20 protein-coding genes, 1 tRNA gene and 1 pseudogene are annotated in these 18429 nt (G+C 69.9%); 17 read left to right on the top strand and 5 right to left on the bottom strand.

Annotated features, from left to right (window positions below; translation table 11 throughout):
* From B0W88_RS19645 to B0W88_RS33700, 12 genes and pseudogenes are all read left to right on the top strand, one after another.
* A pseudogene (locus B0W88_RS19645) lies at nt 1–103 on the top strand (biopolymer transporter ExbD); the annotation flags it as partial.
* A 75-nt stretch (nt 104–178) separates the two neighbouring features.
* Complete coding sequence (locus B0W88_RS19640) at nt 179–523, top strand: hypothetical protein (RefSeq protein WP_077036323.1); 345 nt, start codon at nt 179–181, stop codon at nt 521–523.
* A gap of 119 nt (nt 524–642) precedes the next feature.
* A complete protein-coding gene (locus B0W88_RS19635) occupies nt 643–2046 on the top strand; it encodes a TolC family protein (protein WP_077036326.1) in 1404 nt (467 codons plus the stop codon).
* Nucleotides 2047–2060: 14 nt separating this feature from the next.
* A complete protein-coding gene (locus B0W88_RS19630; protein ID WP_077036322.1) occupies nt 2061–3428 on the top strand; it encodes a multicopper oxidase family protein in 1368 nt (455 codons plus the stop codon).
* A 13-nt stretch (nt 3429–3441) separates the two neighbouring features.
* Nucleotides 3442–3936, top strand: coding sequence for a plastocyanin/azurin family copper-binding protein (locus B0W88_RS19625; protein ID WP_077036321.1), 495 nt, complete (start codon nt 3442–3444; stop codon nt 3934–3936).
* A 41-nt stretch (nt 3937–3977) separates the two neighbouring features.
* Complete coding sequence (locus B0W88_RS19620) at nt 3978–4292, top strand: copper-binding protein (protein ID WP_077036320.1); 315 nt, start codon at nt 3978–3980, stop codon at nt 4290–4292.
* 94 nt (nt 4293–4386) lie between these two features.
* The gene (locus tag B0W88_RS19615; protein WP_198937882.1) at nt 4387–4746 is read left to right on the top strand and encodes a hypothetical protein; all 360 of its coding nucleotides are present in this window, start codon (nt 4387–4389) and stop codon (nt 4744–4746) included.
* A gap of 90 nt (nt 4747–4836) precedes the next feature.
* Nucleotides 4837–6066, top strand: a complete 1230-nt coding sequence (locus B0W88_RS19610) for a TolC family protein (RefSeq protein WP_304442589.1) — start codon at nt 4837–4839, stop codon at nt 6064–6066.
* Nucleotides 6063–7253 (top strand): efflux RND transporter periplasmic adaptor subunit, encoded by a 1191-nt coding sequence (locus B0W88_RS19605; RefSeq protein WP_077036318.1) that lies wholly within the window; start codon nt 6063–6065, stop codon nt 7251–7253. Before B0W88_RS19610 ends, B0W88_RS19605 begins: the two co-directional genes overlap by 4 nt.
* Complete coding sequence (locus B0W88_RS19600; protein WP_077036317.1) at nt 7250–10483, top strand: CusA/CzcA family heavy metal efflux RND transporter; 3234 nt, start codon at nt 7250–7252, stop codon at nt 10481–10483. The genes B0W88_RS19605 and B0W88_RS19600 overlap by 4 nt, the downstream gene beginning before the upstream one ends.
* A 66-nt stretch (nt 10484–10549) precedes the next feature.
* On the top strand, nt 10550–11869 hold the full coding sequence (locus B0W88_RS19595; protein WP_077036316.1) for an MFS transporter: 1320 nt from the start codon (nt 10550–10552) through the stop codon (nt 11867–11869).
* A gap of 21 nt (nt 11870–11890) precedes the next feature.
* Nucleotides 11891–12118, top strand: coding sequence for a hypothetical protein (locus B0W88_RS33700; protein WP_158080890.1), 228 nt, complete (start codon nt 11891–11893; stop codon nt 12116–12118).
* 65 nt (nt 12119–12183) lie between these two features.
* Here the strand turns inward: B0W88_RS33700 and B0W88_RS19590 are convergent.
* Nucleotides 12184–12259: transfer RNA gene (locus B0W88_RS19590), tRNA-Arg, on the bottom strand.
* Between the two features lie 158 nt (nt 12260–12417).
* Between B0W88_RS19590 and B0W88_RS19585 the strand changes: the two genes are divergently transcribed.
* Complete coding sequence (locus B0W88_RS19585) at nt 12418–12984, top strand: cytochrome c5 family protein (RefSeq protein ID WP_077036315.1); 567 nt, start codon at nt 12418–12420, stop codon at nt 12982–12984.
* A gap of 101 nt (nt 12985–13085) precedes the next feature.
* A complete protein-coding gene (locus B0W88_RS19580) occupies nt 13086–13847 on the top strand; it encodes a hypothetical protein (RefSeq protein ID WP_077036314.1) in 762 nt (253 codons plus the stop codon).
* Nucleotides 13848–13856: 9 nt separating this feature from the next.
* On the opposite strand, the gene B0W88_RS19575 is transcribed toward B0W88_RS19580, so the two are convergent.
* Genes B0W88_RS19575 through B0W88_RS19565 form a run of 3 tightly spaced genes read right to left on the bottom strand, consistent with a single transcriptional unit; the run spans nt 13857 to nt 15826 of the window.
* Nucleotides 13857–14375: a DUF2946 family protein gene (locus B0W88_RS19575; protein ID WP_077036313.1), complete on the bottom strand. Its 519-nt coding sequence runs from the start codon at nt 14373–14375 to the stop codon at nt 13857–13859.
* A gap of 19 nt (nt 14376–14394) precedes the next feature.
* Nucleotides 14395–15363, bottom strand: a complete 969-nt coding sequence (locus B0W88_RS19570; protein ID WP_077036312.1) for a YheT family hydrolase — start codon at nt 15361–15363, stop codon at nt 14395–14397.
* A 10-nt stretch (nt 15364–15373) separates the two neighbouring features.
* Nucleotides 15374–15826 carry an SgcJ/EcaC family oxidoreductase gene (locus B0W88_RS19565; RefSeq protein ID WP_077036311.1) on the bottom strand — a complete coding sequence of 151 codons (453 nt, stop codon included), beginning with the start codon at nt 15824–15826 and terminating at the stop codon, nt 15374–15376.
* A gap of 129 nt (nt 15827–15955) precedes the next feature.
* Here B0W88_RS19565 and B0W88_RS19560 point away from each other — a divergent pair, with 129 nt between their 5' ends.
* From B0W88_RS19560 to B0W88_RS19550, 3 genes are read left to right on the top strand one after another with little or no spacing between them, the layout of a single operon-like run.
* Nucleotides 15956–16558 (top strand): DUF1326 domain-containing protein, encoded by a 603-nt coding sequence (locus tag B0W88_RS19560; RefSeq protein WP_077036310.1) that lies wholly within the window; start codon nt 15956–15958, stop codon nt 16556–16558.
* Nucleotides 16559–16570: 12 nt separating this feature from the next.
* Entirely contained in the window at nt 16571–17347 is a 777-nt protein-coding gene (locus tag B0W88_RS19555) for a DUF2182 domain-containing protein (protein WP_077036309.1), read from the top strand.
* A 2-nt stretch (nt 17348–17349) separates the two neighbouring features.
* Nucleotides 17350–18192: an EamA family transporter gene (locus B0W88_RS19550; protein WP_077036308.1), complete on the top strand. Its 843-nt coding sequence runs from the start codon at nt 17350–17352 to the stop codon at nt 18190–18192.
* Here the strand turns inward: B0W88_RS19550 and B0W88_RS19545 are convergent.
* Nucleotides 18186–18429, bottom strand: a 244-nt coding sequence (locus tag B0W88_RS19545; protein WP_369973911.1) for a zinc-finger domain-containing protein, incomplete at its 5' end; no start/stop codon positions are given. The two genes, B0W88_RS19550 and B0W88_RS19545, sit on opposite strands and share 7 nt — an antisense overlap.

Genomic DNA, 18429 nt, shown 5'->3' with positions numbered 1-18429 from the left:
CAAGCTGGTGGACTACGGCGCCGTCGCCGCGGTGATGGCCTCGGCCCAGCGCCTGGGCGTCAAGAAGATGGGCATGGTCGGCAATGAACAATTCGCCAGGTAGCGCGCGAGACGTGCCCGACGCCAAGCCGCTTGACCTTGCCACAGGGGCAAGGTTTAGCATGCCTGCCTGAACATCGTGAAGAAAACACTCCGCATCTGCTTCCTGCTGCTGCTTGCCGTGCTGCTTCCCCTGCGGGGTGCGGTGGCGGCGGCCATGCTGTGCCCCGTCGGCAGCGCGGGCATGCAGAGCGAGCTTCGCGTGGCCCCTGAACACGCCGGACACGACCACGGCAGCCACCACGAGTCGGCCTCGGACAAGTGCAATATGTGTTCGGCCTTCTGCTCGATCACGCCCCTGGTCGGTCCCACCATCACGCTGCCCGAGCCGATCGAGCCCGCCGTGCTCGAGTTCCCCGAGCTCTCCGCCCCGCCGCCGGACTTCTTCTCGGACGGCCAGGAGCGGCCACCCCGAAGCTTCTGACCCATCAAGGCCTCCGCGGGAGGCCTGACGGGCTCGTGCGTCCGCATTCTTGCGGTCGGCGCGAGCGTCTTCCGGCTGCGGCAAGACCGCATCCGACGGCTCACATGGGTTCAACAATGATGAACAAACTCCTTCCCGGGCTGACGCCTGCCGTGGCGCTCGTGCTTGCGGGGTGCGCGTCCTTCGCCCCGGACGGCGGCGCCGGCCGGGTCTCCGAGCTGACCCGGGAACGCATCGGCCAGGGTGTCAGCTTCCAGCGCAGCGAGGCCGAGGTCGACGCGGCTGGCGCTCGCGTCGCCGAGCTTCTCGCGCAGCCGCTGACGGCGGACGGCGCCGTCGAGCTGGCGCTGCTCAACAACCGAGGCCTGCAGGCGAGCTTCGCGGAACTGGGCATTGCCGAGGCCGAGCGGGTGCGCGCGGGCCGGCTGGCCAACCCGCGCATCGGCTTCGGGCACCTGCGCGGCGCGGGCGTCACCGAGATCGACCGTTCGGTGATGTTCGACCTGCTAGGCCTGCTGACCATGCCTCTTGCGAGCCAGCTGGCGCAGCGGCAGCTCGAGCAGGCGCAGTACCAGGCGGCCTTCGAGGCCGTGGGCATGGCGGCCGAGGCGCGCAAGGCCTTCTTCGGCGCCGTCGCCGCAGGGGACCTCGTCAAATACTACGAGCAGGTCAAGGAGGTCGCCGATGCCTCCAGCGAACTGGCGCAGCGCATGCAGCAGGCCGGCAACTTCAGCAAGCTGGCGCGGATGCGCGAGCAGTCCTTCCAGGCGGACGCGACCGCGAACCTGGCGCGCGCACGCCATCAGGCCTTGGCCGAGCGCGAGCGGCTGGTGCGCGTGCTGGGCCTGTCCGGGAAGCAGCTCGCTTTTCGGCTGCCCGAGCGCCTGCCCGAGCTGCCCGAGGCGCCGGTCGAGCCCCGGGATGCGGAGCAGACGGCCCTCGACAAGCGCCTGGACGTGCTGATGGCCAGGCGCCAGGCGCAGGCCACGGCCGAGTCGCTGGGGTTGACCCGGGCGACCCGCTTCGTCAACGTGCTCGAGGCCGGCTATGCCAACAAGAGCCAGACCGGCGAGGCGCGGCAGAACGGCTACGAGATCGAGCTCGAACTGCCCTTGTTCGACTTCGGCTCGACGCGCGCGGCGCGGGCGGAGGCGATCTACATGCAGGCCCTGCATCGCACGGCGGAGGTGGCTGTCAACGCGCGCTCGGAGTTGCGTGAGACCTACTCCGCCTACCGCACCGCCTACGAGCTGGCGAGGCACTACCGCGACGAGGTGGTGCCGCTGCGCAAGCGCATCTCCGACGAGAACCTGCTTCGCTACAACGGGATGCTGTCCAGCGTGTTCGAACTGCTCGCCGATGCGCGCGACCAGGTGAGCACCGTGACCGCCGCGATCGAGGCGCAGCGCGACTTCTGGCTCGCCGAGACCAATCTGCAGAGCGCGCTCACCGGTCGTTCGCCCGGCGGCGCCACGGCCATCGCGCCCGGCAGGGCGAGCGCTGCGGAGCAGGGCGGCCACTGAAGGAGGACAAGGACATGACAAACCGCAGAACATTCTTCCGCGCGGCCGGCGCGACCTTCCTGGGCGCCGCGGCCGTCAGCCGGGCCGGCGCGGCTTTGCTGCCCGAGGCGGTCATCCAGACGAGCGCGGCGACCCAGCCGCCGCCGTCGCCGCCCAACGGCCGCCCCTTCAACCCGATCGTGACGCTCAACGGCTGGTCGCTGCCCTGGCGCATGAAGGACGGCGTCAAGGAGTTCCACCTGGTGGCCGAGCCGGTCGTGCGCGAGATCGCCCCGGGCATGAAGGCCAACCTGTGGGGCTACAACGGCTCCAGCCCCGGCCCGACCATCGAGGCCGTCGAGGGCGACCGCATCCGCATCTTCGTCACCAACAGGCTGCCCGAGGTCACCAGCGTCCACTGGCACGGCGTGCAGCTGCCCTCGGGCATGGACGGCGTCACCGGCCTCACGCAGCCGCCCATCGGCGTGGGCAAGACCTTCATGTACGAGTTCGTGCTGCAGCGCCCGGGCACGCACATGTACCACCCGCACGCGGACGAGATGGTGCAGATGGCGATGGGCATGATGGGCCTGTTCATCATCCATCCGAAGGACCCGAGGCAGTACCGCGTCGACCGCGACTACGGCTTCATCCTCAACGCCTACGACATCGAGCCGGGCAGCGCGACGCCCAAGGTCAACACCATGCTCGACTTCAACCTGTGGACCTGGAACAGCCGCGCGTTTCCCGGCATCGACCCCTTCGTCGCCCGCACCGGTGAGCGCGTACGCATCCGCGTGGGCAACCTGACGATGACGAACCATCCCATCCACATGCACGGCCCGCACTTCGAGGTGACCGGCACCGACGGCGGCTGGGTGCCGAAGAGCGCGCGCTGGCCGGAGGTCACGACCGACGTTGCAGTGGGCCAGATGCGGGCCTTCGAGTTCGACGCCATCGCCGGTGACTGGGCCATCCACTGCCACAAGAGCCACCACACGATGAACGCGATGGGCCATGACGTGCCCACGATGATCGGCGTGGACCAGCGGGACCTGGCCAGGAAGATCACGGGCCTGGTGCCGGACTACATGGCCATGGGCGACAAGGGCATGCACGACATGGCCGAGATGGAGATGCCCATCCCCGACAACACGCTGCCGATGATGACCGGCACCGGCCCGTTCGGGGCCATCGGCATGGGCGGCATGTTCAGCGTCGTGAAGGTCCGCGACGACATCGCACGCGGCGACTACAAGGACCCCGGCCCCTACCGGCACCCGGCCGGCACCCTGGCCAGCGAGTACACGGGCGAGATGCCCGCCACCCCACGCGCGTCGGCCCCGCAGGCCGATGGCAAGACCCTGCAAGTTCGCAAACCCAACGGTCACCAGGGCCATTGAAGGAAACATCCGAATGAAGAACAAGTTCAACGCACTGGCCGCCATCGTGCTGGCCGCAGCCTCGGCCTCGGCCTTCGCCCACGGCGACGAGGAACACGCCAAGCCCCGCGTCTACGACGCGAAGAAGGTCGAGTCCACGGCCTTCGGCCAGGAGGGTGACCCGAAGAAGGCCGTTCGCACGATCCAGGTCGACATGGCCGACAACATGCGCTTCACGCCCTCGGACCTCGTCGTCAAGCGCGGAGAGACGGTGAAGTTCGTCGTGCACAACGGCGGCCAGGTGCTGCACGAGATGGTCCTGGGCACCAAGGAGGCCATCAAGGAGCACGCGGCGCTGATGAAGAAGTTCCCGGAGATGGAACATGCGGACGCCAACATGGCCCACGTCAAGCCCGGCAAGACCGGCGAGATCGTCTGGCAGTTCACCAAGGCGGGCGAGTTCCAGTTCGCCTGCCTCCAGCCGGGCCACTTCGAGGCCGGCATGGTCGGCAAGCTGACCGTCAAGTGACGCAGCTCATCTCATCAACGAAAGCTCCGGAGGAGTTCCGCATGAAGGTCTTCATCAAGCACGCCCTTGCCGCTGTCGTGTTCGCGTCCGCGTTCGGCGCACAGGCCCAGACGGCGGCATCCGCTGCGGCATCGCCCGGCACGGACGGCGAAGTGCGCAAGATCGACAAGGACCAGGGCAAGCTGACGCTCAAGCACGGCCCCATCGCGAATCTCGACATGCCGGGCATGACCATGGTCTTCAAGGTCGCCGACCCGAAGATGCTCGACACGGTCAAGGAAGGCGACAAGGTGAAGTTCTCCGCCGACCGGGTGAACGGCGCGATCACGATCACCGCCATCCAGCCAGCGAAGTAGCGCGGCCCGTGTCGTGAAACCAGGTGATCGTGAAGCCACCAGCGGGGATGTTTCCCGGCCGCGTGGCCTCGCCTGGGCGTTTCGCTGGCTGCTCGTGGCTCTGCTCGTCTTCGACCAGCTCAGCGCGCCGTTCCATCGGCACCATCACGACTTCGGCATCGACGCCGACCTCGGTCGCGCGGCTGCGGCGCTCGCGTCCGACACGCATGCGGAAGACGAGCATGACGCCCAGATCGCCCATCCGGCCATCGCGCTTCGTGCGCAGCCCGCCTCGGCGCTGAGCGGGGCCCGCATCGCGGCCGATGCGCTGATCGCCGTGGCGGCCTTCGTCGTGGTCTTCCCCGTCGCGCAAGCCGCCACGCCCGCTCCCGACTGGCCCAAGCACGGGCCGCCGCGATTCAGCTCCTTCAAGAGCCTGCCGCCGGCGGGCCGTGCCCCTCCGCTCCACGCCTGAAGAGCCCCCAGCCGCTTTTCCCGGGCGCGTCCTCGTGCGCACCCAGTCCGTGGAGTTTTCATGTCATCGCAACATTCCCTTCGCGCGCCGGTGCACAGGCTGCGCGCCGCCATCGGGTTCGCGCTTCCTCTTCTTCTTTCAAGCCCGCTCGCGCAAGCGGCCGACGCCCCCGCCTTCGGCGTCCTGCTTCAACAGTCACTGGCCCGCGCCCCGATCCTGCTGGAGCAGCAGGCGAACGTCGAGGCCGCGCGCCTGGATGCGGCGCAGAGCCGCCACTGGCTGAACCCCAGGCTCGATGCCCAGGCCGAAGACCTGGGCGCGCCCGGCAGCGGCGGCCAGAGCCCGCGCCAGAGCACCTATTCGATCAGCCAGCCGCTTGAGCTGGGCGGCAAGCGGGCGTCGCGCATCGCGGTCTCCGACCGCGAATCCGACGTCGCCGAGGCGCGGCGCCGCGAAGCCCAGATCGCCTGGGCGGCCCGGCTGGCCGTGGCCTACGGCACCGTCGAGGCGGCACAGGCGCGCCGGCGCGTGGCTGGCGACGAACTGGCGCGCGCCAGTGATGACCTGCGCGCCGCGCGTGCCCAGGTCGAGGCCGGCAAGGAAGCCGCTGTGCGCGTCGCCCAGGCCGAGGCCGGGGCTGCCGCCGCGCGGGGCGCCGAGCGTGCGGCGGCGGCCGATCTGACCCAGGCGCTGGAAGAGCTGTCCGCGCTGGTCGGTGCGCAGGAGCGCTTCACCGGCATCAGTGCTTCGCTGTTCGGTACTGCTCCCGTGCGCGGCATGGCGGCGGACGAATCGCCCGCGTTGCGCGTCGCCCAGTCCGAGCGAGATGCTTCCGAAGCCCGGCTGCAGGTCGAGGAGCGGCGCTGGATCCCGGACCTCAGCGTGACGGCGGGCGTGCGTCGCTACGCGTGGACCTCGCAGAGTGGCTACGTGGTCGGCCTGTCCGCCTCCATTCCCCTGTTCGACCGCAATCGCGACGCGGTCGCCGCGGCACGACAGCGCGTGCAGGCGGCCGACGCACGGGTACTCGCGGCCCGGCTCGAAGCCAGCGCCGCCCGGCGTTCGGCGCAGGCCCAGCTCGAGGCCGCGGAGGGCCAGCTGGAAGCCGCGATCGAAGGCGAGCGGGCTTGCGCCGAGGGCTATCGCCTCGGCCGCATCGGCTACGACGCCGGCCGCACCTCGCTCGTCGAGCTGCTGTTCGCCCGCCGCGCCTGGTCCGAGGCCCAACGATCAACCATCGACGCGCGCCTGGCGCGCGTCCGCTCCCTGGCTGCGCTGGCGCAGGTCGAGGGCCGTCTCGCGTTTGGAGAAACACAATGACCAGCCATGCCAAGTTCAAGCCGCTGTTGATCGCAGGCGCCATCGTCGGCGCTGCCGCGCTCGGCTATTTCGCGGCGAGCCGCCCGGCCCCTGCCAGTGAGGCCAGGTCCGCCGAGCCCGCGCCTGAGGCCGCGACGGACGCGAGCAGGCCGAAGGCCGACGCCGCCGAGCTGAAGATCCCGGCCGCGTACCTCACCGCCGCCGGCATCGGCGTCGAGGCCGCCGGATCCTCCGAGGTGCGCAGCGAACTGCTGCTGCCCGCCGTCGTCGCCGCGGCGCCGGGTTCGGAGGCCGCCGTCGTCAGCCGCGTGAGTGGCACGCTGGTGCGCGTCATGCACCGCCTGGGCGACACCGTGGCCGCCGGCGAGGTGCTGGCCAGCATCGAAAGCCTGGAAGCCGCAGGTATGGCCAGCGAACGCCGGGTCGCGCAGGCCAAGGTGGAGCTGGCGCGCAAGACGCTCGCCCGCGAGAAGAGCCTGTTCGACCAGGGGGTCACGCCGCGCCAGGCGCTGGAGGCGGCCCAGGCCGATCTCGACGTGGCCGAGGCCGAGGCCCAGCGCGCCGCGGCCGTGGCTGCTGCGGCGCGCGTCGGCAGCGACGGCCGCACGCTCACCCTGGTGTCGCCGATTGCCGGCCGCATCACCGCCAGCAGCGCCCTCGTGGGCGCCCATGTGGCGCCTGACGTCGAGCTGTTCCGCGTGGCCATGCCCGGCGCGGTCCAGATCGAGGCGCCGCTCACGGCCGACGACCTGCGCCGCGTGGCGGTCGGTGACGCGGCCACGGTGCTGTCGCGCTCCGGCACGCCGGTGCCGGCCACGGTGCGCGGCCTTACGCCGGGCGTCAACGCTTCGACCCGCGCCGCGACGGTGGTGCTGGTTCCCGACGACGGCCCGCAGGCGAAGGCATTGCTGGCCGGCGAAGGCGTGCAGGTCCGGCTGCACGCGCGCGGCGATGCCAGGCAGGCCGGCGTGGCGGTCCCTGAAGAGGCCGTCCAGAACATGGATGGCCGCGACGCGGTGTTCATCCGTACGCCCGACGGCTTCCGCACGCAGCCGGTCTATGTGGGCGTGCGCAGCGGCGGCCTGGCGCAGGTCGTCAGCGGCCTGCAGGCCGGCCAGCAGGTTGCCACCCGCAATGCCTTCCTGCTGAAGGCCGAGGCCAAGAAGAACGCGGGAGAAGAAGAATGATCCAGGCTCTCTTGCAGGGCGTCGTGCGCGCCCGCTGGCTGGTGCTCTTCATGACGCTGGTGGTGGCCGTCGTCGGCGCGTGGCAGCTCAACCTGCTGCCGATCGACGTCACGCCGGACATCACGAACAAGCAGGTGCAGATCAACACCGTGGTGCCGACGCTGACGCCCGTCGAGGTGGAGAAGCGCGTGACCTACCCGATCGAGACCGCGCTGGCGGGCCTCAACGGCGTGGAGAACATGCGCTCTTTCTCGCGCAACGGCTTCAGCCAGGTCACGGTGATCTTCAAGGAGAGCGCCGACCTGTACTTCATGCGCCAGCAGGTGACCGAGCGCCTCAACCAGGCGCGCGCCAGCCTGCCGGGCGGGGCCGATCCGGTCCTCGGGCCGGTGTCCACGGGCCTGGGCGAGGTGGTGCACTACAGCGTTGAATTCCAGCATCCCGGTGGCAAGGGCGCGCCCGCGCCGGGAGAGGGCAGGAGCGGCTGGCAGAAGGACGGCAGCTTCGTGACCGACGAGGGCGAACGGCTGCCGGATGCCGTCGCTCAACTGGCTTACCTGCGCACCGTGCAGGACTGGATCGTGCGGCCGCAGCTGCGCATGACGCCGGGCGTGGCCGATGTGGATTCGCTGGGCGGCTACGTGAAGCAGTACGTCGTCGAGCCTGACATGACCCGGCTGGCCGCCTACGGCATCGACTGGAGCGAACTCGGGCGGGCGCTGGAAGATGCCAACCTGTCCATCGGCGCTAACTACCTGCGCCGCTCCGGTGAGTCCTACCTGGTGCGCGCGGATGGGCGGCTGCGCTCGGTGGATCAGATCGCGACAACGGTCGTGGCCCAGCGCAACGGGGTTCCGGTCACCGTCGGCCAGGTCGCGTCCGTCGCGATCGGCGGCGAACTGCGCACCGGCGCGGCCAGCCGAGACGGCTACGAGACGGTCGTGGGCAGCGCGCTGATGCTCGTCGGCGCGAACAGCCGCACGGTGGCGCACGCCGTCGTGCTCAAGCTCGACGAAATCAAGAAGACTCTGCCGGAGGGCGTCGCGCTGGTCCCGACGCTGGACCGCTCTCAGCTGGTCGCGGCCACGATCAAGACCGTGGCCAAGAACCTGACCGAAGGTGCGCTGCTGGTGGTCGCGATCCTGTTCGCGCTGCTGGGCAACTGGCGCGCGGCGGTGATCGCCGCGCTGGTCATCCCGCTGTCGCTGCTGATGAGCGCGATCGGCATGAACGCGCTGGGCATCTCGGGCAACCTGATGAGCCTCGGTGCACTGGACTTCGGTCTGATCATCGACGGCGCCGTCATCGTCGTGGAGAACGCGCTGCGGCGGCTTGCCCACAGGCAGGCCCAGGAGGGTCGGCTGCTGAGCCTGGGTGAGCGCCTGCATGAGGTGATGGCCTCGTCCCGGGAGATGATCAAGCCGACCGTGTACGGCCAGCTGGTGATCTTCCTGGTGTTCCTGCCCTGCCTGAGCTTCCAGGGTGTCGAGGGCAAGATGTTCTCGCCGATGGTCATCACGCTGATGCTGGCGCTGGCGGCGGCCTTCGTGCTGTCGATCACCTTTGTGCCGGCCCTGGTTGCCGTGCTGATGAACCGGCGCATCGAAGAGCGGGAGGTGCGCGTCATCGAGGCCACCAAGAGCCGCTACCTGCCGCTGCTGCAGCGCGCAGTTGCCAATCCCTGGCCGTCCATCGCCACGGCGCTGGTGATCGTCGCTGCGGCGGGCGTCACCTTCCGCTTCGTCGGCAAGGAGTTCATGCCCACGCTCGACGAGCAGAACCTGAACCTGTCCTCGGTACGCATTCCGTCGATGTCCATCGAGGACTCGGCGGCGCTGGACCTGCCGATCGAGCGCGCGCTGCTGACCTTGCCCGAGGTCAGGACGGTCTATTCGAAGGCCGGGACAGCCAGCCTGGCGGCCGACCCGATGCCGCCGAACGCGTCCGACAACTACGTCATCCTTAAACCCAAGGAGGACTGGCCCGCGGGCGTGAAGACCAAGGAACAGGTCGTCGAGCGCATCCGCGAGAAGATGTCCGGAATCGTCGGCAATGCCTACGACGTCACGCAGCCGATCGAGATGCGCTTCAACGAACTGATCGGTGGTGTACGCAGCGACGTGGCCGTGAAGATCTACGGCGACGACCTCGACCAGTTGGCGGTTGCCGGGCAGCGCATCGCCGCGCTGCTGCGCAAGATCCCCGGTGCCGTGGACACGCGCGTGGCCCAGACTTCGGGCTTCCCGACCTTCGACATCGAGTTCGACCGCGTGGCCATCGCGCGCCATGGGCTGTCGCTCAAGGAGGTGGCCGACACCGTGTCCGCTGCGCTGGCAGGCCGGCCGTCGGGCCAGATCTTCGAGGGCGATCGCCGCTTCGACCTGGTCGTGCGGCTGCCGGGCGACCAGCGCAACAACCTGGATCAGTTGCGGGCCTTGCCGGTGGCGCTACCGGCCGTGGAGGGCAAGCCGCGCGGCTCGGTGCCGCTGGGCGCCCTGGTGCAGTTCAAGTTCACGCAGGGGCTCAACGAGGTCAGCCGCGACAACGGCAAGCGGCGCCTTTACGTGGAGGCGAACGTCAGTGGGCGCGACCTGGGCAGCTTCGTGGCCGAGGCGTCGCAGCGAATCAATGAGGAGATCAAGCTGCCCACGGGCTCGTGGATTGAATGGGGCGGACAGTTCCAGAACCTGCAGGCGGCCACCCAGCGTCTGGCCATCATCGTTCCGGCCTGCCTGGTGCTGATCAGCGCCGTGCTGTATCTCGCCATCGGCAGCGCCACGCTGACGGCGACGGTGCTGTTCACGATCCCGCTGGCGGTGGCCGGTGGAGTGTTCACGTTGGCCCTGCGCGGCATCCCGTTCTCGATCTCGGTCGCCGTGGGCTTCATCGCCGTGTCGGGCGTGGCCGTGCTGAACGGGCTGGTGATGATCTCGGCGATCCGCAAGCGGCTGGAGGACGGGCTGGAGGTCAACCGGGCGGTGATCGAAGGTGCGATGGAGCGGGTGCGGCCGGTGCTGATGACCGCCCTGGTCGCATCGCTGGGTTTCATCCCGATGGCCTTCGGCAGCGGCACCGGTTCCGAGGTTCAGAGGCCGCTGGCGACCGTCGTGATCGGCGGCCTCATCACGGCGACCGTGCTGACGCTGTTCGTGCTGCCGGCGCTGTGCGGCTTGGTGCTGCGGCGCTCGCAGCGGGCCGGTTCGGTGCTTGACGCTGCGCTCCAGGCTTAGACGTTCGATTCTTCGGGCCGGTGGGTGCATCGTCTGCCGGCCGTTTCTCTATTGTTTGGAGTTGCCATGCTGGATGTGCTCGCCAATCGAACCTACCGCCACCTCTTCCTGGCCCAGGTCATCGCGCTGTTGGGCACGGGCCTGGCGACCGTGGCGCTGGGCCTCCTGGCCTATGACCTTGCAGGCGCCGACGCCGGTGCCGTGCTGGGCACCGCGCTGGCCATCAAGATGGTGGCGTATATCGGCGTGGCCCCGATCGCCTCGGCCTTCGCCGGGCAGGTGCCACGGCGCACGCTGCTGGTGTCCCTGGATCTGGTGCGTGCCGCGGTCGCGCTGGTGCTGCCCTTTGTCACCGAGATCTGGCAGGTCTATGTGCTGATCTTCGTGCTGCAGTCGGCCTCGGCCGGCTTCACGCCGGCCTTCCAGGCCACGATCCCCGACGTGCTGCCCAAGGAGGCGGATTACACCAAGGCCCTGTCGCTGTCGCGCCTGGCCTATGACTTGGAGAGCCTGGCCAGCCCGGCCTTGGCCGCTGCGCTGCTCACGGTGGTGAGCTTCCACAGCCTCTTCCTGGGCACGGTCGTGGGCTTCGTCGCTTCGGCGCTGCTGGTGGTATCCGCGGTGCTGCCCAGGGCCAAGCAGCCACCACGGCGCAGTGTCTACGAGCGCACCACGCGCGGCAGCCGCATCTACCTCGCCACGCCCCGCCTGCGGGGGCTATTGGCGCTGAACCTAGCCGTCGCGTCGGCCAGCGCCATGGTCATCGTCAACACCGTCGTGCTGGTACAGAGCACGCTGCAGCTCAGCCAGCGCTTCACCGCCGGCGCGCTGGCCGCCTTTGGCGCTGGGTCGATGGCGATAGCGCTGGGCCTGCCCAAGCTGCTGGAGAAGTTGCCGGACCGGCGCGTGATGGTCTTCGGCGCGGGCCTGCTGAGCGTGGGCCTGCTGCTCGGGCCGCTGGCCTCGCGGGGCTATGCGACCCTGGTCATGCTGTGGCTGGTGCTTGGGGGCGCTTATTCCCTGGCGCAGACGCCCTCGGGCCGGCTGCTGCGCCGCTCAAGCAGCGAGCAGGACCGGCAGGCCTTGTTCGCCGCGCAGTTCGCGCTGTCGCATGCCTGCTGGCTTATCACCTATCCCGTCGCCGGCTGGCTGGGTGCGAAGGCGGGGCTGAATGCCAGCTTCATCGCCCTGGGGGTCCTCGCCGGCATCACGACCCTCGCCAGCCTGTGGCTGTGGCCCAGCGACGACCCGGCGGAGCTGCCGCACAGCCACGACCATCTTGATGCGGGGCATGCGCACCTGCAGACCCACGCGGCCGATGCCGAGGGCCGGCACTCGCATGCCTACGTGATCGACGACGAGCACCAGAGCTGGCCGAGGAGCTGAGCCAGGAGATGGTGGGCGATCGTGGACTTGCCCACGTTCCCGGAGAAGCTCAGTACAGCGACTTTCATGGCGGATCTCTTCCTTGGAGCAGGCGTAGCAGGGGGTTGGCGTAGTGGTTACGTTCGCCAGCACGGGCGCATTCAGCGCTCCGATGTGATGGAGCTGTGCCGCCTGACCGAAGGCCAGGCCAAGGATCTGCTCAAGCGGCTGAAGGCAAGCTGCGGTTGCCTGGCGCCGTTCATCCGATAAGCACGTCAATGTCCGTACGGCAAAAACAAAGGCCACCCGAGGGTGGCCTAAGTCACTGAATTCATTGGCGCGTCTGGCTGGGATCGAACCAGCAACCCCTGCCTTCGGAGGGCAGTACTCTATCCATTGAGCTACAGACGCGCGGGGCGAAACAACAGCGAGCATTCTAGCAGTCTCCCCAGGGGAGACTGCGTGGGGCCGACGATATACTGCGCCGGTTTTGCGCCCCGAGGGCGCGCATGCTTTCGTGGGCAGGACAGACAAAGAGACACACTGCCGACGCTAATAACGAGGACTCCATGAGCGGAACCCAAGATCACGCGCATTCTTCCCACGACAGCTCGCATCACGACGAAGCCCACGAGGGCCCGATCCGCACGCCCAAGCAGCTGGCCTGGGCCGTCTTCTTCGCCTTTGTCGTGCCGGTGATCGTGATCGTGCTGCTGGCCAGCTATGTGTCCAGCGAGAACAAGCCCGCCGCCGGCAGCGACGCGATGGACGACAAGGCGGTGGCCATGCGCATCCAGCCTGTCGGCAGCAGCGAGGTCAAGGACGTCAGCGACGTTGCGTCGCTCGCCACCGGCGAGAAGGTCTTCCAGGCCCAGTGCTCGGCCTGCCATGCCACCGGCGCCGTCGGCGCCCCGAAGTTCGGCGATGCCGCCGCCTGGGCGCCGCGCATCAAGACGGGTTTCGACGCGCTGCTGCACTCGGCCCTGCAGGGCAAGGGCAATATGGCGCCGCAGGGTGGCGGTGACTTCAGCGATTTCGAGGTCGCCCGCGCCGTGGTCTACATGGCCAACCATGGCGGCGCCAGCTTCGAGGAGCCCAAGGCTCCGGCCGCAGCCGCTTCCGCGGCGTCGAACTGAGCGGCCTCGCTCCCTGCAAGCCAGGAGCCGACCTGCGGGTCGGCTTTTTTGCGCCCGTCGGGCGCGGTAGCCGCCGTTGAACTGCAGCGTTATGCTGGCCCATGGGCAATCGGGTCATCCAGCTCGCCTGGTGGGGGCTGCTCGCCTTGGGGCTGTGCTCGCCGGTGGCCGCGCAGGAGCCTGCACGCATCTGGCGCGTCTGCATCACCGACCTGGTCCTGCCGCCCTACCTGAGCAATGATCCGGCCCAGCCTGGCATCGCCGAGCGCCTGTTGGTCGAGGCGGGCCGCCAGAGCCGGCTCAGCGTGCTGCTGCTGCGCTATCCGATGAAGCGCTGCGTGGCGATGGCCGACAGCGGCAGCGCCGACGCAGCGCTGGCCGCACCGACACCCGACAACGTGCGCCGCCTCGAGTTCCCGATGCGCGCCGGGGTGATCGATTCGACACGCCGGGTGGCGCGCATCAACCTGGTCTGGGTGGCCCGCCAGGACGCAAACGTGCAGTGGAACGGCGGGCTGCCGGCCGGCCGCCTGGTGGTCGGCACGCGGCTGGGCATGCGCTCGGCGATCGAGCCCCTGCAGGCGGCGGGCTTCCAGGTCGATGCCACGGCGTCGACGATCGGACAGCTGCTGCACAAGGTCGCCGCGCGGCGCGTGGACCTGGCGGTGGGCCTGCAGGAGGAGGTCGAGTATGCGCTGCATGGCCAGCCCGCCAGCCCGCTGATGGTGCTGCCGACGGCCTTCTTGACCACGGACTTCTATGCCGTGGTGCCGCGCCGGGCCACGCCGCCCGGCGAGGCGGTGGAAGCCTGGTGGAGCGCGATGGGGCGATTGCGCGAGCTGCCCGAGTTCCGGCCCCGCTGAGCCAGGGCGTCAGGGCCGGGGCTCGATCACCACGCCGTAGCGCCGCAGCAGCTCCGCATGGCTGCAGGGCTCGGGCTGCCATTGCCCTTGCTCCACGGCCTGCGCGGCTTCCAGCATGTCCATCGAATGGACCAGGCCGAGGCCCTGGGGCGTGGCGAGGAAGAGGCGGTCCTGCTCGTCGATCCAGCAGGCATTGACGGTGCCGGCCGCGAGGCCCGTGTGGCTGTGCACCGCGCCGCTCGTGTCGAGCCGCCAGATCCAGGGCGCGGCCTCCAGCTGCACATAGACCCGCTGCGGCCCGTTCTGGAAGAACCAGCAGCCGGCCTCGTCGTGCTCGTAGTTGCGCTCGATGAAGTCGCGCAGCTTCGGATGCTCGATGCGGCTGCCCTTGACGGTGGGGAAAGGCCCGGCGTGCTGGATGCGTTCATCGCGCATGTACCAGTCGCCGCGGGCATCCAGGGCCAGCCAGCCGTAGCAGTGGGGCACATTGGGCCACTTCTTCAGCGCGGCCTTGACGATGTCATCCATGGCTGGATTCTGCGCCGCTTCAGAGGGCCCGGGCCAGCCAGTCGCAGACCTGCGTCGGCATGCTGAACACATGGCCCGGCGGCCATCCGGACGGGAAGCCCACATGCCCGCCCTGGGCCGGCTGCCACAGCGTGACGAAGCGGCCGGCATCGGCCGGGCCGGGCAGGCTGCTGGCGGGCACGAAAGGATCGTTGCGCGCGTTCAGCGCCAGTGCCGGGATGCGGATCGCCTGCAGGTGCGGCTTGGCCGAGGCGCGGCGCCAGTAGTCGTCGACGTCGCGGAAGCCGTGCAGCGGCGCGGTGAAGAGATTGTCGAACTCGTACAGGTCGCTGACTTCGCGCAGCCGCGCGCCGTCGAACAGGCCCGGATGTTGCGCCAGCTTGGCCAGCGCCTTGGGCACCATGGTCTTCAGGAACATGCGGGTGTAGACCAGCCGGTTGAAGCCCTTGCCGATGGCATGGCCGGCGGCTTCGAGATCCAGCGGCGAGCAGATCGAGCAGACGGCCTTGGCGGTGCGCGCCGCCGTCTCGCCGGCCTCCTGCGCCCAGCGCATCAGCGCATTGCCGCCCAGCGAGACGCCGGCGGCGAGCAGCGGCCCGCCGTGCGTGGCCTTCAGCTGGTCCAGCATCCAGCCGATCTCTTCGTAGTCGCCCGAGTGATAGGCCCGCGGCGCCAGGTTCAGCTCGCCCGAGCAGCCGCGGAAATGCGGCATCGCGAACGCCCAGCCGCGCGCCCGGGCGACGGTGGCGAAGGCCTGCACGTACTGGCTCTGGGTGCTGCCCTCCAGGCCGTGGAACAGCACCAGCATCGGCGCGGTGGCCACGGGCGCGTCGAGCCGGTCCACGTCGACGAAATCGCCGTCGGGCGTGGTCCAGCGCTCGCGGCGCAGGGTCAGTGGGGTGTCGTCGTTACGTCGGGCGTAGAGCGCGGGCCAGATGGTCTGCGCATGGCCGCCCGGGAGCCACAGCGGGGCGCGGTACTTCAGCATTCACCTATCATCAGTGGAGGGTCGTCGGCTCGGCCGTCAGCTCCTGCACGTCCTGGGCGGTGCCCGGGCTCGCATGGTGGACGACCAGGCGCCAGCCCAGCGCGGTCTTCAGGTAGACATTGGTGGCGACGACCCAGGCGCTCTGCGGCGCGCCCTCGGCACCGGGCACGCTGACACGCTCCAGCACCTGGTGGATGGCGGTGTCCGGCGTGTGCAGGCGGCGCACGCGCTCGGGCGAGACGGCCACCGGCCCGCGCGCGAACAGCGCCTCGAAGGCCGCGCGGATCGCTCCCAGGCCCACCAGGCGCTGGCCGCCGGGGTGGACGCAGGAGACCTCGTCCTCGTCGGCCCAGCATTCCATCAAGCGGTCCAGGTCGCCGCTTTGCAGCGCCTCGTAGAACTGCTGCTCGGTGTCCTCGGGCGAGGCGAGCAGGGCGGCGGTCTGGGGCTTGGGTCGGAGCATGGTGGGCCGGATTGTAAGAAGCCGGCGCCGGCCGTCCTCAAATGCGCGATGGAGGGCCTGGTCCGAATGCGCACACGGGCGCCCGCGGGCGTAGCATCAATGCCCCATCGATAGCCAGAGGAGGGACCTATGGCCTATCACCTCGAAGGGCGCCTGCTGGAAGTCTGCAACTGCAAGGTGCTGTGCCCCTGCTGGATCGGCGAAGACCCCGACTTCGGCACCTGCGACACCATCGTCGCCTGGCACATGGACAAGGGCACCGTGGACGGCGTGGACGTGGCCGGCATCACCATCGCCGGCGTGGCCCACGTGCCCGGCAACATCCTGCAAGGCAACTGGACCGCCGCGATCTTCATCGACGAGCGCGCCAGCGCCGCGCAGGAGGCTGCGCTGCTGAAGGTCTACACCGGCCAAGCCGGCGGGCCGGTGGCGGACCTGGCCAAGCTGATCGGCACCGTGGTGTCGGTGGAGCGCGCCAAGATCCGCTTCGACGTGCAGGGCGGCTCCGGCACGCTGGAGATCGGCACCGACTACTACGCCGAGCTCGAGCCCTACAAGGGCGCCCTGGGCGGCACGACCACGCTGACCGACACGGTGTTCTCCACCGTCCCCGGCGCGCCGGTCTTCGTCGGCAAGGCGCCGCGCTATCGTTCGAAGAACGCAGCGCTGGGCATCGACCTGGACATCAAGGGCCACAACGCCCTGCAGAGCACCTTCGTCTTCGACGCCTGACGGGTCGCCGGCGTGCCGCATAACGCCGTGCTTCATCGGCGGGTGTTCCTGCCGCTGCTGCTGGCGCTGATCGCGCTGGCCTGGGCGTTGCTGTGGGCCTGGGCGGCCGGGCCGTATGCCGTCTACCTGTCGCATGGCGACTGGCGCGGGCCGCTGGCGGCGCTGTGCCGTACGGCGCCGCCGTGGCTGGTGTCGGGCGGGCTGTCGGCGCTGGCCTGGCTGCTGATGAGCGCGGCGATGATGCTGCCGACCACGCTGCCGCTGGTCGATGCGATGGCGCGGCTGACCGCCGGCCGCGCCGACCGCGGCCGGCTGCTGGCATTGCTGCTGGGGGGCTATCTGCTGGCCTGGGGGCTGTTCGGCTTCGTCGTGCACGGGCTGCACGGCGTGCTGCTGGGTGCCGGGCTCGAACGTCTCGCGCCGGGCTGGCTGCTCGCGGCGGCCACGCTGGCGCTGGCCGGCGCCTTCCAGTTCAGCCGGCTCAAGCAGCTGTGCCTGGAGAAGTGCCGCACGCCGCTGAGCTTCGTGATGCAGCACTGGCGCGGCGGCGCGCACCCGGGGCGGCAGGCCTTCGCGCTGGGTGCCCACCACGGTGTCTTCTGCATCGGCTGCTGCTGGGCGCTGATGCTGCTGATGTTCATCGTCGGCATGGGCCAGCTGGGCTGGATGCTGGCGCTGGCGGCGGTGATGGCGGCCGAGAAGAACCTGCCCTGGGGCCGGCGCCTGAGCGCGCCGCTGGGCGTGGCGCTGCTGGGCGGCGCGCTGGCGCTGGTGCTGGCGCGGCCATGACGATGACGAAACCGCGCCTGGTTGGGCTCACGGTCCTCGCGCTGCTGGCTTTCGCCGCCAACTCGCTGTTGTGCCGGATGGCGCTGCAGCAGCGCAGCATCGACCCGGCCAGCTTCGGCACGCTGCGGCTGGCGGCCGGTGCGCTGGTGCTGGGGCTGATGGCGCGCGGGCAGCCGCGCGCCCCGCGCGACGGCTGGGCGGCGCTGGCGCTGTTCGCCTACGTGGCCTGCTTTTCCTTCGCCTACCTGAGCCTCGCGGCCGGCACCGGCGCGCTGATCCTGTTCGCCTGCGTGCAGCTGACGATGTTCGGCGCGGGCCTGCGCGCGGGCGAGCGCTTCGCCACGGCGGGCTGGCTGGGCCTGCTGCTGGCGCTGGGCGGCCTGGTCTGGCTGGTGGCGCCCGGATTGGCGGCGCCCGAGCCGCTGGCCGCCGCGCTGATGGCCGCGGCCGGCCTGGCCTGGGGCCTGTATTCGCTGCGCGGGCGCCGCGCTGCCGGGCCGGCCCTGGTGGTCAGCGCAGGTAACTTCCTACTTGCACTGCCTCCGGCCTTGCTGCTGAGCGCCTTGTGGTGGCCGCAGCGCCATGCCGAACCTGCCGGCGTGCTGCTGGCGCTGGCCTCGGGCGGGCTCAGCTCGGGGCTGGGCTATGTGGTCTGGTATGCGGCGCTGCCGGGCCTCCCGGCCCTGCGCGCCGCCACCGTGCAGCTGGCGGTGCCGCCGCTGGCGGCGCTGGGCGGCGTGCTGCTGCTCGGCGAAGCGATGACGCCGCGCCTGCTGCTGGCCTCGGCGGCGATCCTGGGCGGGATCGGGCTGGTGCTGCTCGGCCGCGGTCGCGCTTCTCAGTGAGCGCTGTGCAGGTGCTCGCCGGCGGCCAGCTTGTACAGCGTGCCGCAGTAGGGGCACTTGCCCTGGCCGCCGTGGGTCAGGTCGATGAAGACCTTCGGATGCGTGCTCCACAGCGCCATCTTCGGGTTCGGGCAGAAGACGCTGCCGTTGTCCTGCACGTCGGCGGCTTTCACTTCGACGACGGCGGGGGCTTGGGTGTTGGAGGTGCTGCTCATGTTGTGCGTTGGGTTCAGACCA

It is taken from the genome of Pelomonas sp. KK5 (genome assembly GCF_001984095.1).
GTDB lineage: Bacteria > Pseudomonadota > Gammaproteobacteria > Burkholderiales > Burkholderiaceae_C > KK5.
Note: the sequence above shows the minus strand (reverse complement) of the source record. Positions and strands in the feature narration are given on the sequence as shown.

Bases quoted from the DNA above. Each gene is read 5' to 3' on its own strand.
- B0W88_RS19635 (WP_077036326.1), top strand. From the start codon at position 643: ATGAACAAACTCCTTCCCGGGCTGACGCCTGCCGTGGCGCTCGTGCTT.
- B0W88_RS19630 (WP_077036322.1), top strand. From the start codon at position 2,061: ATGACAAACCGCAGAACATTCTTCCGCGCGGCCGGCGCGACCTTCCTG.
- B0W88_RS19625 (WP_077036321.1), top strand. From the start codon at position 3,442: ATGAAGAACAAGTTCAACGCACTGGCCGCCATCGTGCTGGCCGCAGCC.
- B0W88_RS19620 (WP_077036320.1), top strand. From the start codon at position 3,978: ATGAAGGTCTTCATCAAGCACGCCCTTGCCGCTGTCGTGTTCGCGTCC.
- B0W88_RS19605 (WP_077036318.1), top strand. From the start codon at position 6,063: ATGACCAGCCATGCCAAGTTCAAGCCGCTGTTGATCGCAGGCGCCATC.
- B0W88_RS19600 (WP_077036317.1), top strand. From the start codon at position 7,250: ATGATCCAGGCTCTCTTGCAGGGCGTCGTGCGCGCCCGCTGGCTGGTG.
- B0W88_RS19595 (WP_077036316.1), top strand. From the start codon at position 10,550: ATGCTGGATGTGCTCGCCAATCGAACCTACCGCCACCTCTTCCTGGCC.
- B0W88_RS19585 (WP_077036315.1), top strand. From the start codon at position 12,418: ATGAGCGGAACCCAAGATCACGCGCATTCTTCCCACGACAGCTCGCAT.
- B0W88_RS19580 (WP_077036314.1), top strand. From the start codon at position 13,086: ATGGGCAATCGGGTCATCCAGCTCGCCTGGTGGGGGCTGCTCGCCTTG.
- B0W88_RS19575 (WP_077036313.1), bottom strand. From the start codon at position 14,375: ATGGATGACATCGTCAAGGCCGCGCTGAAGAAGTGGCCCAATGTGCCC.
- B0W88_RS19570 (WP_077036312.1), bottom strand. From the start codon at position 15,363: ATGCTGAAGTACCGCGCCCCGCTGTGGCTCCCGGGCGGCCATGCGCAG.
- B0W88_RS19565 (WP_077036311.1), bottom strand. From the start codon at position 15,826: ATGCTCCGACCCAAGCCCCAGACCGCCGCCCTGCTCGCCTCGCCCGAG.
- B0W88_RS19560 (WP_077036310.1), top strand. From the start codon at position 15,956: ATGGCCTATCACCTCGAAGGGCGCCTGCTGGAAGTCTGCAACTGCAAG.
- B0W88_RS19550 (WP_077036308.1), top strand. From the start codon at position 17,350: ATGACGAAACCGCGCCTGGTTGGGCTCACGGTCCTCGCGCTGCTGGCT.